This is a genomic window from Lentibacillus jeotgali, assembly GCF_000224785.1.
GTDB classification, from domain to species: Bacteria; Bacillota; Bacilli; order Bacillales; family Amphibacillaceae; genus Lentibacillus; species Lentibacillus jeotgali.
On the sequence record NZ_AGAV01000018.1, the window covers coordinates 122,705 to 139,762 of the forward strand.

Annotated in this window: 13 protein-coding genes; 10 read left to right on the plus strand and 3 right to left on the minus strand. The window is 39.6% G+C overall.

Annotated features, from left to right (window positions below; all coding sequences use genetic code 11):
- The first annotated feature begins 15 nt into the window (after positions 1-15).
- From ON01_RS14765 to ON01_RS14775, 3 genes are read left to right on the plus strand one after another with little or no spacing between them, the layout of a single operon-like run.
- Positions 16-471: a tripartite tricarboxylate transporter TctB family protein gene (locus ON01_RS14765; protein ID WP_010531848.1), complete on the plus strand. Its 456-nt coding sequence runs from the start codon at positions 16-18 to the stop codon at positions 469-471.
- Between the two features lie 16 nt (positions 472-487).
- A complete protein-coding gene (locus ON01_RS14770) occupies positions 488-1,894 on the plus strand; it encodes an MmgE/PrpD family protein (protein WP_010531849.1) in 1,407 nt (468 codons plus the stop codon).
- Positions 1,881-3,038 carry a 2-methylaconitate cis-trans isomerase PrpF family protein gene (locus tag ON01_RS14775; protein ID WP_010531850.1) on the plus strand — a complete coding sequence of 386 codons (1,158 nt, stop codon included), beginning with the start codon at positions 1,881-1,883 and terminating at the stop codon, positions 3,036-3,038. The genes ON01_RS14770 and ON01_RS14775 overlap by 14 nt, the downstream gene beginning before the upstream one ends.
- A 63-nt stretch (positions 3,039-3,101) precedes the next feature.
- Here ON01_RS14775 and ON01_RS14780 read toward each other — a convergent pair whose 3' ends face one another.
- A complete protein-coding gene (locus tag ON01_RS14780) occupies positions 3,102-3,962 on the minus strand; it encodes a LysR family transcriptional regulator (protein ID WP_010531851.1) in 861 nt (286 codons plus the stop codon).
- A 167-nt stretch (positions 3,963-4,129) separates the two neighbouring features.
- Between ON01_RS14780 and tcuA the strand changes: the two genes are divergently transcribed.
- The 5 genes from tcuA to ON01_RS14800 all read left to right on the plus strand — a co-directional run bounded on the left by tcuA (position 4,130) and on the right by ON01_RS14800 (position 11,618).
- On the plus strand, positions 4,130-5,644 hold the full coding sequence (gene tcuA / locus ON01_RS14785; RefSeq protein WP_010531852.1) for an FAD-dependent tricarballylate dehydrogenase TcuA: 1,515 nt from the start codon (positions 4,130-4,132) through the stop codon (positions 5,642-5,644).
- 589 nt (positions 5,645-6,233) lie between these two features.
- Positions 6,234-6,386: a hypothetical protein gene (locus ON01_RS19610; protein ID WP_175284964.1), complete on the plus strand. Its 153-nt coding sequence runs from the start codon at positions 6,234-6,236 to the stop codon at positions 6,384-6,386.
- 14 nt (positions 6,387-6,400) lie between these two features.
- The gene (locus tag ON01_RS14790) at positions 6,401-7,846 is read left to right on the plus strand and encodes a sodium:solute symporter family protein (protein WP_010531853.1); all 1,446 of its coding nucleotides are present in this window, start codon (positions 6,401-6,403) and stop codon (positions 7,844-7,846) included.
- Between the two features lie 18 nt (positions 7,847-7,864).
- Positions 7,865-9,934 (plus strand): hydantoinase/oxoprolinase family protein, encoded by a 2,070-nt coding sequence (locus ON01_RS14795; RefSeq protein ID WP_010531854.1) that lies wholly within the window; start codon positions 7,865-7,867, stop codon positions 9,932-9,934.
- A complete protein-coding gene (locus tag ON01_RS14800; RefSeq protein WP_010531855.1) occupies positions 9,927-11,618 on the plus strand; it encodes a hydantoinase B/oxoprolinase family protein in 1,692 nt (563 codons plus the stop codon). The genes ON01_RS14795 and ON01_RS14800 overlap by 8 nt, the downstream gene beginning before the upstream one ends.
- 242 nt (positions 11,619-11,860) lie before the next feature.
- On the opposite strand, the gene ON01_RS14805 is transcribed toward ON01_RS14800, so the two are convergent.
- The gene (locus tag ON01_RS14805; protein WP_010531856.1) at positions 11,861-12,712 is read right to left on the minus strand and encodes a MurR/RpiR family transcriptional regulator; all 852 of its coding nucleotides are present in this window, start codon (positions 12,710-12,712) and stop codon (positions 11,861-11,863) included.
- Between the two features lie 140 nt (positions 12,713-12,852).
- Here ON01_RS14805 and ON01_RS14810 point away from each other — a divergent pair, with 140 nt between their 5' ends.
- Positions 12,853-14,196 (plus strand): sodium/glutamate symporter, encoded by a 1,344-nt coding sequence (locus tag ON01_RS14810; protein WP_010531857.1) that lies wholly within the window; start codon positions 12,853-12,855, stop codon positions 14,194-14,196.
- Positions 14,196-15,320, plus strand: coding sequence for a tyramine oxidase subunit B (locus tag ON01_RS14815; RefSeq protein WP_010531858.1), 1,125 nt, complete (start codon positions 14,196-14,198; stop codon positions 15,318-15,320). Before ON01_RS14810 ends, ON01_RS14815 begins: the two co-directional genes overlap by 1 nt.
- Before the next feature lie 293 nt (positions 15,321-15,613).
- Here the strand turns inward: ON01_RS14815 and gabR are convergent, their stop codons facing one another.
- Entirely contained in the window at positions 15,614-17,026 is a 1,413-nt protein-coding gene (gene gabR, locus ON01_RS14820) for a MocR-like transcriptional regulator GabR (RefSeq protein ID WP_010531859.1), read from the minus strand.
- Positions 17,027-17,058 lie beyond the last annotated feature (32 nt).

Consider the following 17,058-nt stretch of genomic DNA (forward strand, 5'->3'; position numbering starts at 1 on the left):
ACGAGGGGTGAATTTATGTCAAAAGAAGTAAAATCAATTTTATTTACATTCTTTTTATTTATCATTTTTTGTTATATGGGTTGGGAGGCAAACAGTTTCTCCGATAAAGCAAAGTTTTTCCCGTTTTTTGTAGCCATTGGTGCAGCAGTGTTATCGTTCGTTTCACTTGTACTGCAGTCTATCGATTTGTTTTTGAGAAAACAGAAGAATGAACACACAGAAGATATTGGTGAAATTAAGAGGGTTCTACAGTATGTATTGTGGGTTGTTGGCTATATTGCTTTGATTTATGTTGTTGGTTTAATTTTGGCTACTATTCTATTTCTACTGGTATTTCTATTGGTTGAGTCGAAATTCCGCTTCGTAACAACTGTTTTTTCAACTGTACTTGTAATCGGTGGACTTTTTTTAATCAGCAATATATTAAATTTGTATTGGCCATCTGGCTTATTAGGGATTACCATTTTTTAATCTAAAGGAGTTACGTATGACAATTACAGAAAAAATGGCAGAAAATCTGGTTGACTTGCAATTTGAAACGTTGCCCTATCCGGTAATTCACGAAGCAAAGCTATGTTTGCTGGATACATTAAGTTGTATCTTTGCAGGTGCTCAAACAAAGGAAATAAAGACATTATCGAAAGAGTTTTCATTATCTACAGGTGACCAAATAGCACCTTTGATAGGTATGGAAAACAGAAGTTCCCTTTTATATGCCGCCATTTTAAACGGCTCAATGGCTCATGCAGTCGAAATGGATGATGTACACAAAGAAGCGAAGTCACATGCAGGTGCGGTTGTTATTCCGGCTGCACTTACATACGGTGCAGTTGTGAATTGTTCGGGGAAGGACCTTCTTACTTCAATTGTCGTTGGGTATGAGGCAATGCTAAGAATCGGTAAAGGGATAAATGCAAGCAAGCACAGAAAGAAAGGGTGGCATGCTACGGGAACATGTGGAACCTTTGGTGCTGCAGCTGCTGTTGGATCACTTTCTAATTTTGATGTGCAACAAATGGTAAACGCCCTTGGGTTGGCAGGTACTCAATCATCCGGTTTGTGGGCCTTTACAGCAAATGGTGCAAATTCAAAAATGTTTCACGCAGGATCTGCATCTGCTAGTGGAATATTGTCTGCCATTATGGTTAATGGTGGATTGACCGGTTCTAATCAAATATTGGAGGCTGAAGACGGAGGACTGTACAAAGGCAGTTCCAGTGATTATTCGTATGATGTTGTCACAGAGAAATTAAATGGGCGTTTTTATATCGAAAACATCACAAGAAAGCCATACGCATGCTGCAGGAGTATGCATCCGTCAATAGAAGCTGCATTAAAAATAAAAGAATCAAAAATTAATCCGGATGAAATTGTATCAATTAAAGTTAAAACGTATGAAGTTGCAAAAATTCAATGCGGATATACCAATAACCCCCAGAATTCCACAGATGCCAAATTCAGTATTCCGTATGGTGTTGCAGTAGCTCTAATTGATGGGAAGGCATTAATTAATCAATTCACTGAAGAAAGAATTCAGGATATAAGAATTTTGAGACTTGCACAGAAAGTAGACGTTATTATTGATGAAAAGTTTGAAAGAAGCTATCCAAAAAACTGGGGATGTTCATTAGAAGTTAAAACAAATGATAAGACGTATATTAAGGAAATAATAAATGCTAAAGGTGATCCAACGAATCCTTTAACATTAAATGAACTTGAAGAAAAGTTCCTGTACCTTTCTAAGAATTTACTGGGAATACCACAGGCTTCAAGTATTGTTGCTGCAATACGCAATTTAGAAACTGTAGAAGACATAACAGAGCTTTTGGCTCTTTGTAAACCGTTAAGGAGTTCTCATTATACGAAGGGGAGGGGAGCAAATGACATTTACTAAAATTCCATGCGTATTAATGAGGGGAGGAACAAGCAAGGGTCTTATAATTAACAAACAACATCTCCCAACTGATCCTAGTAATCGAAATAAAGCAATACTCAGGATATATGGGAGTCCTGATAAAAGACAAATTGATGGGGTAGGAGGCGGTACTCCTCTTACTAGCAAAGTTGCCTTAATTAAAAAATCAGATGATGAAAATATTGATATTATTTATACATTTGGTCAGGTCAGCCTTTTTAATGAAGAAATAGATTATAAACCAACATGTGGCAACATGGCAGCTGCAGTCGGTCTGTATGCTGTGGAAGAAGGATTTTGTCAGCCGGCAGATGGTGTTACCACTGTCAGAATATATAATACAAATACTAAAAAAGTTATTGAAACAGATGTACCGACTACAAGGAATGGACCTGTCTTTAACGGCGATTATTCAATTGACGGTGTACCTGGAAAGGCCCCTCGGATTAATGTGAGTTTTATAGATTCGGGTGGCGCGATCACTGGGAATGTACTTCCAACCGGTCATGTCAGGGATATTGTTAAAGCGAAGTCAGGGTTAGAATATGAAGTTTCTGTAATTGACTCCGCAAATACGCTTGTATTTGTGACAGCAGATCAATTAAATATAGCGGGAACTGAAATAGGCAATGCATTTAATGAAAAATCTATACTTGCGACGTTAGAAGAAATCAGAATAAGCGTAGGTGTTCAGATTGGCCTGATTGAAAAGGATGAAATAGTTGAACCCACTTCACACGCTCTGCCAAAGATTGCCGTCATATCTGAACCGGCTAATTACAAAAGCAGTACTGGAATCGATATTAATCGTATGGATATTGATATAACTGGCAGATACATTTCCATGGGTACACTGCATCAAGCGTTTGCCGTAAGTGGAGGGATAGCAATTGCAACAGCGGGGTTAATCCCAGGAACAAATGTGGCAGATATATTGTCTGACGTTAACGGACCAGTTAATATTGGTCATCCTTCAGGTTTTATCGAAGTTGAAGCAGATGTTGATAATATGAATGGTCAATATGTTGTGAACCGTGCGACCATCGGGAGAACAGCAAGGTATTTAATGAAGGGATATTGCGGTGTCCCTTCCGAGTTATTCCAGGAAAAGTGTTACAACTAATTAAAAGATATGTGCATAAACAAAGCTGTGTAACTATAAGTTGTTACACAGCTTTTTTACGGCCTATACATCATAATGGTTTCTGATGAATCTCACAAAAGAATTGACAACGTTCAACTCTAAAAGTTCCTGCCGGTGGAGAAGCCAGGTTTTTCTAAGTATTTTTTTATTATCTTCCTCTAGGTCAACAGTATAAAAGTTGTCTTCTTCATTCAGTGAAATACTTGGGAAGATGCCAAATCCGAGTCCTTTTCTAACCAGCTCTTTGCAGGTTTCTATTCGGTCTACTTCCATGGAAACCTGCGGAGGCATCGTAAATTTGTTCTTCCACCAGTTTTCAATCGTATTTTTTAAATGAAAATCTGTGTGATACCGTATTAAATTGAGCTTTGGGAGGTTCTCTATATTTACTTTATCTGTGGAGGTTACACATAATGTCTCCTCATTTAATATGAGCTGCTCTCCGGTCCAATTATGTTCTCCCCGAAGTATGGCAACATGAACTTCTTCACTCTGCAATTTTGATAAAATTCTTGAACTCCACCCGGTTGTAAGACTTACTTCCACTTTAGGGTACTGTGAAAGAAATCCTTCAAGCAATAATGGAAGCTTGTAGAGAGCGAAATTACTGGAAACCCCCAGTCTAAGGGTACCTTGGACTTCACCTTCTATATTTTTGATTTCATCTATAGTTTTTCGCAATTCTTTTATCATTTTATTTGCGTAGTCTACCAGATACAACCCCTGGTTAGTGAATGTCACGCCTTTATTTCCACGGGATATGATTTTAGCCTGAAATGTTTTTTCCATCTGTTTAATACGATAGGTTAATGCAGGTTGAGATATATACAGTTTTTCTGCTGTATTTGTGATTGTCCCTTCTTCGTATAAAGTAATCAGCAACTCCCAGTCTTTTTCATTCATGAATAAAAACCCCTTTAATTTTATGGCTTTATTATACCTAATTCTAGTGTTTATATAAAATTTTTTTATGGTATGGAATAAATTATAAGTATTTTACTTATGAAAAACGATAAATTATATTGATACTAAATCGATTTTGATAAAAATTCAAAACTTTAACTGGAGTGATGGAATTGGTACATGAAAATCATTCATATGATGTTGTTGTTGTCGGAGCTGGTAATGCTGCTTTATGTGCTGCTATAGCATCAAAGGAAAAGCATGCCAGAGTGTTGGTGTTAGAAAAAGGGCCAAGACATAAACGTGGAGGAAATTCATTTTTTACTGACGGAGCTATTCGTTTTGCGTTTAGTGGATTAGATGAACTAAGGGAAGTTATTCCGAAAATTTCAGATGAGGAAGCATCAAAAATTAATATGCCACCATATACAGAAGAGCAATATTACCGTGATCTCATGAATGCTACCAATAATAGGTCGGAAGAAGAATTAGCAACACATCTCGTTTCAAAATCCTATGAAACAATCAAATGGATGCATGAAAATAAAATCGACTTTGATCTTATATATGATAATCAGTCTTTTGTTAAAGATGGAATTAATCATTTTTGGGGGGGACTACCAGTAAAGACAAGTAACAGAGGTGTGGGCTTGATTAATCAGCTTAATTCCAGGGCCGAAGAATTAGGGATAGATGTATGGTATGAGTCACCGGCTACTCAAATTAACAAGCATGATAACGAAATAGCTTCAATTGAAGTAAATAAAAATGGAGAAGAAGTCACAGTACAAACAAAAAGTGTTGTTTTAGCATGCGGAAGCTTCGAGGCCAACAAAAAACTCCGCTCAAAAAACCTTGGTGACATCTGGGATAATGCAATTATAAGGGGAACTGAATTTAATACAGGCGATGGCTTATCAATGGCTTTTGAAATTGGGGCCCAGCCTTTTGGAGAGTGGAATGGGTGCCATTCAATAGGAACAGATGCCAACGCACCCAAAACTGGTGATTTTACAAAGCCGGGCGACATATTTAAAAAACACTCTTATCCATTGGGGATCATGATTAATAAGGAAGGAAACCGTTTTGTTGATGAGGGAGCGGACTTCAGAAACTTTACCTATGCCAAATATGGACGAGAAATATTAAAACAGCCTGGCCATGTGGCATACCAAATTTACGATTCACAAGTTAGAGATATGCTGCGTGACGAGTATGGTAAAGCGGAGGCGACCTGTTATAAGGCAGACACTCTTGAGGAACTGGTTAATCAGCTTGATGTTGATAAAGACCAATTTTTGAAGACATTTCAAGCATATAATGCCGCTGTCCAGGACGGAGACTTTAATCCGGCTGAAAAAGACAACAAAGCGACAAAAGGTATCACGCCACCTAAATCAAACTGGGCTTTGAAAATGGAAAAAGGTCCTTTTTATGCTTTTCCGGTTACATGTGGCATTACGTTTTGCTTTGGCGGTTTAAAAGCAAATAATAAAGGAGAAGTTCTTGATCCCAACAACCAACCAATCCAAGGACTTTATGCTGCTGGAGAAATGATTGGTGGAATCTTTTATGGTAACTATCCTGGTGGCTCAGGTTTGATGTCGGGGGCAGTATTTGGAAAAACGGCAGGTACGTCAGCAGGGAGATATGCAGCGGCCCAAAAACAGGCTGAATTTTAATATTTCATCGTAAAGCCCGTGAAATAATAATGGAATAGGTAGCATGATGTATTTGTCCGTGAGCCCTTGTAGAAGTGGAGCGGCTTGAACCATTCTTCGATAAGGCATAAAAGCGGATAGATGACAGAAGCTTCAAGAATATTCATTTCAAGCATGGAAAAGGAAGTATGATGGGGGCATTTCCATCGTTTAAGTGTCACGCATTATGCCATAACGAAAGGGCGTGCCGTCTGCGTCTGTTTTCGCAATATCAAAAACGGTTTTGTCGGCTTTGAGGCAATTGCCGAGGTGACCCCAAAATGGTAGGTTTATTAGCAGTTAATTGGCAGGTATGAATACGGTAGTAAGCCGGATTCATACCTGCCATTTTTTTTTATCAGCCTTATTATAATCATAGTCGGTGTATTCTTCAACTCTCTTTTTTCAATTTCCTGCTTCATGAAGAACTGCTCTTGTTTATCATTATCGGTTTTGTTTTATCTCAAATACATTCTTTGAAAATAGGAATTTTAATTCCTTTTTAAATGAAAACGGTTTATTTATTCCTTGTTATTTGTTATACTTTAAAAAATGGAAATGGGGTGAAGATATGAAATCATCAGAAAATAAAAATGAAAAAGCTATGGAGGAGAAAATGGATGAGGTGCCGGCTCCTGCACTTAAAATGATTTTTGTTTTGCTGTTAGTTTCTGGGGTCGGGATTCTTTACCTTCTGTTTTGGGAATTAATTTTAACACTTTGATAGGAGGTGGATGAATGTTTGAGTTAATTTTTATAATCGTCTATTTTGGTATTATGATGGCCATCGGTCCTTTGGCTGGACGGCAAATGAAAAAAGGAACATCATCCGACTTTATTCTTGCTGGGAAAAAAGCCCCTACATTATTGGTTACCGGTGGAATTGTAGCAACGATGATTAATTCAGCCACTTTGCTTGGTTTCACAGGTTCGGGATTTTCGCTTGGCATTTCCGCTTATTTTTCTGCAGTAGGCTACATGATTATCATAACCTGGATGGGGTTTTGGTTTATTCCCCGGATAAGACGAGCCAATATTGCGACAATACCTGAACTTTTTGGAAGATATTTAGGCGTTCCCCATCGTTTAGTCAGCATGGTATTGGTTATGTTTCGTGACGTTGGTGTCACGGCAGGAGCTATCATCGGTATGGCAACAATTTTCCAATTATTGTTTGATATACCGTTGGACTTGGCATTGGTGATTACGTTGGGTGTGACACTTTTCTTTACTGTCACTGGTGGCATGTGGGCCGTTATGGTGACCGATTCAATACAAACGGCGTTGTTATTAATAGGAACCATACTGTTAATCCCGTTGGGTATTGCGTATATCGGCGGATGGGAGTCCTTTACTAGCTTAATCCCTTCGACGCACGTAAATATTTGGAACGCAGGGGGATCTCAGGCATTCGCTTGGGTATTAATGGGAGCGTTTACAGCGATAGGGTATCAGACGTTAGTTCAAAGAGGATTGTCAGCTAAAAGTGAGGAAGTAGCGAAAAAAGGATTTTTGTATGGGGGAATTATAACGCTTGTTTGGTATATAGTTCCGTTTCTGATAGGAACTATAGCTGTTGTGATTTTTCCTGATATTAGTCCTGACAGTGCGTATGTCAGTATGGCAGAGCTTTTTGGCGAGTTTGGCAGTATATTTTTTATCACCCTTGTTATTGCATCATGTATATCCACATTAAGTTCAACGATTTTGACTACCAGTTCGAATTTGTCAATTGATGTGTATAAGGAATTAATAAATCCCAATGCAACTGAGAAACAAGTTGTGTTTGTTACGAGAATATCAATTTTTATAGTTGCAATTGTAGGGACGTTAATCGCCCGCGCTCTGCCGTATATTCTGGAACTCTTACTGATTGGTGGACGTATTATGGGTGCCTCACTTTCCCCAGTATTAATTTCTCTGGTTTTCTGGAAAGCATCCCGCCGAGCGCCGAAATCAACAATCAGTGCGATGGTTGTAGGTGCAATGGTAACGATTGTCAGTTTGTTAATTGGTCAAAGTGTTTCTCCCGAGGAAGAGGGCGGAGTGGTCATGCTGTGGGCTATAGATCCTGTATTACTTGGATTGCCCGTAACTATAGGAATTTTAGTGATCGGCGTATTGTTCGAGACGCGAAACAAAAATATGAATATCCCTGTAGCTGATAATGTGAAATCCAACTAACTTGAGGAGGAATTTTATATGAAATATCGTTTGGGTGTAGATACAGGAGGCACTTTTACAGACATTGCTTTATTAAACGAAGAAACGGGGGAAATTTCCGTTTCAAAAGTTCCCTCAACGCCTGATAACCCTTCACAGGCTGTCCTGAAGGGATCTAATCAGCTGTTAAAATCGGAAGGCAAATCCGCAGAGGATATTTCTTTCTTTATCCATGGAACGACCGTTGCAACAAATACACTTCTTGAACGTAAAGGAGCAAAAACAGCGCTTATAACTACGGAAGGCTTTAAAGATGTGTTAGAAATTGGCAGGCAGGCCAGGCCTGATCTTTATGATTTTCGAGCCAGGAAATCTGAAGTATTGATCCCACGGAATCTCAGGTATGAGGTATCGGAAAGAATTTTGCATACAGGTGACGTAATTAGTGATTTGGATATAGAGGAAACAAGATCGGTTATTCAACAATTAAAGAAACTAGGTGTGCAATCAATTGCTGTTAGTCTGATCAATTCATATGTCAATAATGAACATGAAAAAAGAATAAAAGGTATCATTGAAGAAGAATATGATCAGGCCTATGTCACTATTTCCAGTGAGATCTTGTCGGAATATAAAGAATATGAAAGGACCAGTTCCGTCGTTGCCAACTCTTATGTACTGCCTAAAATGAATCGATATATTCATCATTTATCAGATAACCTGAAAGCTAACGACGTTAAATCAGATTTATATATTATGCAATCCAACGGCGGGGTTATTGATGCTGAAACAGCAAGGGATGTACCTGCTCGTACAGTTTTATCGGGACCGGCTGGAGGTACGTTGGCCGGCCAGCAAATCTCACAGACGACAGATTTCAGTAACTTAATCACAATTGACATGGGCGGGACAAGTTTAGATACGAGTCTCATTAAAAATGGAGAACCACAATTTACGACTTTAAGTGAAATTAACGGAAACCCCATAAAATTCCCAATGGTTGAAATGCATACAATTGGCTCAGGCGGCGGAAGTATTGCATGGATTGATTCCGGCGGTGCTTTGCGTGTCGGGCCGCATAGTGCAGGATCAGAACCCGGACCTGTCTGTTACGACAAAGGAGGTTATGAACCGACTGTTACCGATGCAGATGTAATTCTGGGAAAAATCAATCCAGACTATATTTTAGGCGGTGACATGCAGATAAATATAGCCAAAGCCAAAGCGGCAGTCGAAGAAAAAATTGCTAAACCATTGAATTTATCTATTGAAGAGGCTGCTGAGGGAATTTTAAGAGTTGTGAATGCCAATATGGTCAGAGGCATTCGCGTAGTATCACTGGAAAAAGGGCACGACCCCCGTGATTTTGCATTAGTTGCGTTTGGAGGAGCAGGACCGCTTCATGCTGTTGATCTTGCCAGGGAACTTCTATGTGAAACAGTTATCGTCCCATCTAACCCCGGAATCACAAGTGCTATTGGCATGTTAACAGCTGATGTTCGGCATGACTATGTTCAAACAGTGGCTCAGGAAGCACACACATTGAATATTGAAGACGTTCATGACACTTTATCTGAAATGCAGCGGGAGGCTTTGGAACAATTAAACAAAGAAGGATTTGCGGAGAAAGATAAAGCGTTAGTGGTTGAATTGGATTTGCGGTATGCTAAACAGGCACATGAAATTTCTGTGCCATTAGATGTCGATTATTTGGATGATAAGCAAATAGACAAGGCTATCAATAAATTTCATGATGCTCATAAGGAAGTTTATGGTTTCAGCAGAGAGGGCGAAATTATTGAACTAGTAAATATTCGACTAATCGCGTTTGGCAATTTATCGAGAACCCGATTAAATAAAGGATACTTTAACCACAATAAAGAGGTCACACCAATCGAACACCGTAACGTATTCTTTGATGGGAACTTTTATGAAACTCCTGTTTTCAATCGCACAGATTTAAGCAATGCATTTAAATTGACAGGCCCCGCGGTTGTCGAGCAGCTTGATTCAACAATTGTTATCGGACCAAACCAAGAAGCTCAAACGGACGTTTCAGGGAATCTTATCATTAATTTAAGTTATAGGAGGGAGTCTCATAATGAGTAAGCAAACCGTTGATGCTATAACAATCGAAGTCATGAAAAATGCTTTCCAGTCCATAGCAGAAGAAATGGGAGCAACATTGATTCGTACAGCCCTTTCACCAAATATTAAAGATAGAATGGATTGTTCTACAGCCATTTACACAAATGAAGGAAAATTAATTGCTCAGGCTGAACATATACCACTGCATTTAGGATTAATGCCATCTGTTGTTGAAGAGGTTTTGAAAATATATCCGCCTAAAGACTTGAAGCCCGGAGACGCCATTCTAATCAATGATCCATATATCAGCGGTTCGCATCTGCCTGATGTGTTTTTGGTCAGCCCTGTTTTTTATGCAAATGAGCTGGTAGCTATCACGGCAAACATTGCACATCATGTTGATGTGGGCGGAATGACCCCCGGCAGTATGTCAGTAAAAGCAACTGAGATATTTCAGGAAGGACTCAGATTGCCAGCGGTACGAATTTCCAAAGAGGGTTCCATAGATGATGAAGTGTTTCGTTTGATTAAAACGAATGTACGCACGGATGTAGAGGTTGAAGGTGACTTATATGCTCAAATGGCTGCAAATAATGTCGGGGCCAATCGTTTAAGCGATTTATTTGATCGTTATGGTGTGCCGTATTTGCAGATGTGCATGGAAGAGATTATGAATTATTCTGATAGAAGAATTCGTTCGGCTATATCTCAGGTTCCCGATGGTTCGTACACATTTGAAGACTATTTAGAAGGGGATGGGGTTAATGAAGCGTTTATTAAAATCAGTACACAAGTTGATGTGATAGAAGATTCGGTGGTCGTTGATTTCACAGGCAGTGCGCCCCAGGCTGAAGGGCCGGTCAATTCTACTATTGGTGTCACAAAAGCTTGTGTATACTATGCTATTAAGTCACTAGTCGATCCGGAAGTGCCGCCGAATGATGGAACGTATCGATCCATTGACGTTAAGGCACCTAAAGGAACAATCGTAAACCCTGGTTTTCCGGCATCAGTTTCAAACGCAAATTTAAATACATCTCAACGCATCACGGATACAATCTTAGGTGCGCTTGCTTCGGTTCTGCCTGAAAGGTCTGCGGCTGCTTCTTCGGGAACAATGAATGGATTGGCAATAGGCGGGTTAACTAAAAATGGAAATGGCGAAAATGCTTATTTTTCATATGTTGAAACATATGGCGGCGGGCAAGGTGCTACCGATGGACTTGATGGTATGGATGGGGTTCATACGAACATGACAAACACTCTAAACACACCTGTTGAGGTGATTGAAACATCATACCCGTTATTAGTGCGAGCATATGGACTAGTTGATGGCAGCGGCGGAAGCGGAGAGTACCGTGGAGGCATGGGACTTATGAGAGAGATAGAAATTAACTGCGAACGTGCCACACTTACATTAATGTCGGAACGTCAAAAAATCCGACCATGGGGATTATTTGGCGGTAAAGAAGGAGCTCCTTCCAGTTGCTTTATTACGTATCCGAATGGTGAATCGAAAGAAGTATCTTCAAAGGTCACATTAACACTGGAAAAAGGGACAGTGATTTCATTCCGTTCCGCAGGCGGTGGCGGCTATGGGTATGCATCAAAAAGGGATAAAGACATGATTAAGAAAGATGTAGAGATTGAGAAGATTACGGCTGAGGAAGCGCTGAATGATTATGGAATTGCTGTTGACATATGAATGTCTGTCACTTCCCGTTTTTTATCGAATTTCACCCCATTTGTGGAAGTTTACTTTATCCTATCAATTACCGGAAGAAAAGTGTCATGTACTTTTGCTGCATGACACTTTTTCCGTATGGAGGAAGGGGATAGCGACTGCGCAATTCGCGCAAATAGTTAGACCTACAGCCCCCGCCTTCCCACAATAGAATACTTTCAGTGTAAGCCATTGTTATTCAGAGAGCCGACCCTTAGTTAATTTCATAATGTTGTAATGTCATTCTCACGATGGATGTCGTCCAATCGTGATATCTTGTCCACTGAATCGGGCTGATTCTTTCCCAAATCTATGATCAGTGACTCTATCAAGGTGATAGTAGGAACAATGCTGTATCTGTTCTTGCTTTGGGCGGCTATCAGATGGGCGTTGCTGTCCTGTATAATTGGACATGTTTCAAGGTCAGTGATCACAACAATATTTATATCCAAATTTTTGCTGCAATACTTTACAAAATCAATCGCCTGTTTTGCATAGGGGGATAAAGCAATGACTACCAGAGCATCCCCTTCTTTGAATTTCAATGATTCATCATAAATGAAGTCAGAATTCAAACTTAACTGATTCATGTGATCAAGTATACCTCTCAGCATCATTTCAAAATAAAGCGCCAGTGATTTGGAGGTTCTCATTCCGAGGAAATGTACGTTATCTGCGTCGAGGAGTATTTTTAAAAACGTTTCATATTCTTTCATATCAGTTTCCCTCAACACAGTCTCTATATCGTCTATGCTGCTTTGTCCCACTTTGACAAGGGAATTTTCAGCATCATCCATTTCTTCCAATGACTTTTTCAAGTGCCACCATGTATTTTGCTTGTTGCTGAAGTTATATTTAATGATATCGTTTTTGAAGTTCGGGTATTTTTTATAACCTGCCTTCTCGATGAATCGCAATATAGTGGTCGTCCCAACGCCACTCTTTTCCGATAATTCTTTAATCGTCATGGTTGAAACCTCATCGATGTGGTTAATAATGAATTTACAGATTTTCCGTTGTTTCTTCGGAAGACCATCCTGTATTTCCACTAGTTTTTCTTTCAGGTTATTGTGCATATTAATTCCCCCTAACCTTTATTATATAAATATTTCATTAAATGTATATAGGAAAAATTATTCCTTATTATAATTTAACGGTTTATTTTTTCCTTTTATAATGGTATAGTGTTATTAAAATAATGAAAGGGGTTGCAGATATGGGATTCAACGTTTGGAATATCCTGACTGATGTCGGTCTGATATCTTTGCTGTTGTTGATAGGCATGTTGCTAAGAGCAAAAATTGGTTTGCTCCAGCGTTCTTTTATGCCGGCAAGTATCATTGCAGGAATTCTTGGGTTGGCTTTCGGCCCCAATGGGTTTGGTATTATCCCATTTTCAAATTTCATAAGCGATTATCCGGGAATTTTGATTGCTGTTGTATTTGCAGCTCTCCCTATGTCCACCCCGAAATTTAAGTGGTCAGAAGTAGTGGATAAAGTCGGAGCATTGTGGTCTTATTCCCAAATCATCATGCTTCTGATGTGGGGCGGGGGATTGCTCTTTGCACTTATATTGCTTGTTCCAATATTCGATGTGCATAATGGTTTCGGTTTGATATTGGCAGCAGGTTTTGTGGGCGGACATGGAACGGCCGCAGCCATAGGGGATGCTTTCGCCCAGCAGGGGTGGGAAGCAGCGACATCCCTTGCCATGACCTCTGCAACGATTGGTGCAATACTGGCAATTATTGTCGGTATGGTATTGATAAAATCCAGTGCAAACAAAGGTTATTCAAACTATATCAGTAGTTTTCATCAGTTGCCTGAAGAACTGAAAACGGGTCTTCTTCCTAAAAGTAAAAGAAGCTCTATGGGAACTGAAACAGTCTCCAGTATTTCAATCGATCCTTTGGTGTTCCACTTGGCACTAGTTGTGCTTGCTACAACCGTTGGATATTATTTAAGTCAATTTGGTGAGTCACTTTATGCTAATCTGGCTATTCCTGCTTTCTCACTTTCATTCCTTGTGGGACTCATTATGAGGCAGCTGATGCAGAAGGCGGGCGCAGATGATTACATTGACAAAAGTGTGATGTCCAAAATAAGCGGAAGTGCGACCGATATTCTTGTTGCTTTTGGTATTGCATCTATTAATCTGACAATTGTTGCTGATAATCTTGTGCCATTTACAATCCTGATTATCTTTGGAATAATAGCTTCCTACTTTTTCTATAAAGTAGTATCAAAGTATTACTTCCAGGAAAACTGGTTTGAAAAAGGTATCTTTACTTTCGGTTGGATCACAGGAGCTGTCGCAATGGGGATTGCACTATTAAGAATTGTAGATCCAAAATTGAAAAGCAACACCCTGGATGAATTCGGCCTTGCATATATACCAATTGCGCCAGTGGAAATTTTAATCATTACGTTTGCACCTTTATTCATTTTAAATAGTCAGCATTGGCTGTTTACAATTATAACCATTGGAGCGAGTGCTGTTATTTTTATCTTTTCTTACTCTAAAAAATGGATTAAATTCAAGTATAAGGAGAATGCTTAATGTCTGAAAAACTGGAATTACTCTATCTTAAGGAAGAGGAAGTTATTGAAGCTGGCGTTTTGAACATGGACAATTGTATCAGCACGATTGAAGAGATGTTCAGACTGATTGGTAAAGGGGACTATATCATGGGCGGGCCGAACAGGAATGATCATGGCCTGATGCTGTGGTTCAACGAAGAAGAGCCATTCGAAAATATGCCTAAAGCAGGACCGGACAGGAGGTTTATGTCTTTGATTGCCTACCTGGGCGGAGAATTTGACGTCGTGGGTAACAAATGGTATGGGTCCAATATTGAAAACCTTAACAAAGGATTGCCCCGCTCAATTCACACTTTTACGCTGAATGATAAGGACACAGGCGCGCCGCTTGCCATCATGGCTGGAAATCTGGTCAGTTCAGCCAGAACTGGCGCAGTTCCCGGCGTGTTTTCAAAACACCTTGCGAAAAAGAATTCGAAAGTTTTGGGAGCAATAGGCGGGGGCGCGATCAACCAGTCCTGCATCGATGCTATCACGACGACTGTTAATAGTCTTGATAAAGTAGTACTATTTGATATTAATGTTGAAAAAGGAAAACAGATCGCCCAAAAGCTTGAGGAACAGATTAAGCTGCCGGTTGAAGTTGTGGATGATATGGATGAATGCATGAGTCAATCTGATATTGTGACAGTTGCGACATCCGGCAAAACGAAACCGGAGTTCAAAGAGGAAAGCATTAAGCCGGGTGCTCTTATTATTCTGACGGGAGCAGCAGGATTTTCGGATGCATCGTACCAGAATCATAGAGTTGTCGCAGATATGTGGTCGATGCACGAGAAGTGGCTGGAAGATGGTGTGAGCCATCCTGATGGCATCTCAAGCATCACGAGCTGGACAATGTCAGGGCAGCTATTGGAAAAAGTTCATAACGGCGAATATGACAGCAGCAAAATCGATGATATTGGAGACATCATCGCGGGGGAAAAAGAAGGCAGAAAATCCGATGATGAAGTGATAATTTGCATGACTGGAGGCCTCCCGACAGAAGACGTCGCATGGGGATATAAGGTTTACCAGAATGCATTGGAAAATAACATTGGTACAAAGCTTCCACTGTGGGATAGCTCGTATTTGATGAAGTAGGCTATATACAGTGTTGTCTTGAGTAACCAGAAATATTAGTAAGCTCAAAAACCCGCCTTTCATATAGAGAGGCGGGTTTGTTTGAGTTTTTGGGGGTATTTCTATGATTTCTATGAGAAATGAAAAGGAGCCTTCCTAGTTTTTAGCGTTTGTTGGCTCCTAATTATTGTCGGAGCTTTCTTTTTATATAAACGGTTAGTTAGGCAACATGCTATACAGGTAGTCGCAATACTACTCTGTCGATAATCTAGTATTTTTGTGAACGCTGTCATATAGAGAATCCAAATGTAGGATCAACCAATTACCCGGTACAACCGCTCAACCGCCTCTGCGATTTGATCTTGTTTAATACTGGCAAAACCAATAACAAGCTGGATATTTGCCGATTTTTTAGCCTCACTTTCCAGTAAAAACCGCCTGATTGTATAGATTTCCAGTTTTTCTCCTTGGGCTTTGTCCATGATTTCGTTGTAGCTTTTATCTGTATGGAATGTTGCCAAAAAGTGGAGACCGGCTGGTATATCGTTTATGTGGATCATATCCTGAAATTTCAAGCGTAGTGCTTCAACTAATTGTTTTCGTTTCATTTTATAATGCTGATTCATTCGTTTAATGTGCTTTGCATATTCACCGCTTTGTATAAAATCGTGCAAAGTGTACAAATGGAGCGAATTGCTTCCTTGTATCCAATCTGAATAATGATGGCGATACATTTCGAGTAACTTGGGCGGCAATATCATGTAACTGATGCGAAAACTCGGTAGAAGTGTCTTGGAAAAGGTACCGACATAAATCACACGGTGGTTTTGATCAAGGCTCTGTAAGGAAGGAATATGATAGGTCCCGTATTTGAATTCACTATCATAGTCGTCCTCTATAATGTATCGATCCTCGCGCATAGCAGCCCAATTCAATAGCTCAACCCTTCTGGAAATTGGCATGATCGTTCCAGTCGGAAACTGATGTGATGGTGTAACGAACAAAAAATGAGGATTCGAAGCTTTTACTTCCCTAATATCCATTCCCTCTTTATCTAACGTAATTGGCAACACTTCAAGCTTTAAGCTCTTTAATAATTGAAAAATACGTGAATAGCCCGGATTTTCGACGGCTACTTTTGTATTTGTGGGCTGCATAGTCATCAACTGATTAATTAATGGTTGTGTTCCGGAACCGATAACGATTTGCTCGGGCTCACACGTTACGCCTCGTGTTAAGCCAATCATATCAGAAATGGTCTTTCGTACTGTAAAAGGGCCTTGTGGGTGTGTGATTTTGGAAAGTTCCGAGCTATACTGATTAATCGCTTTTTGCTGGCTTTTCATCCATTCATGAAACGGAAATTTTGTGCTGTCCATTTTGATGTGCGATAAGGAAAGCCAGTCTTCTTTATGGTCGGATGTTTCCTTTAAATGATCCGGTAATTTATCTGCCTTTCGAGCATAACCACTAATGAAATGGTCGATATCTTCAACGAAATAACCCTTTCGTTCAATTGTATAAATGTAACCTTCCGCAAGTAATTGTTCATAAGCAGTGGCAACCGAATTGATGCTTATTCCCAATTCATTCGCCAATTGTCTTTTCGATGGCAACTTATCATCAGCGGAAATTTTATGTTCTAGAATGAATCTCTTAAGTTTTTCGTAAACTTGCTGATAAATATAATTAGCGTTTTCACTTTGATCGATATGGAATTTAATCATTCTCATCACCTGGTACCTAAATTTTATTAATT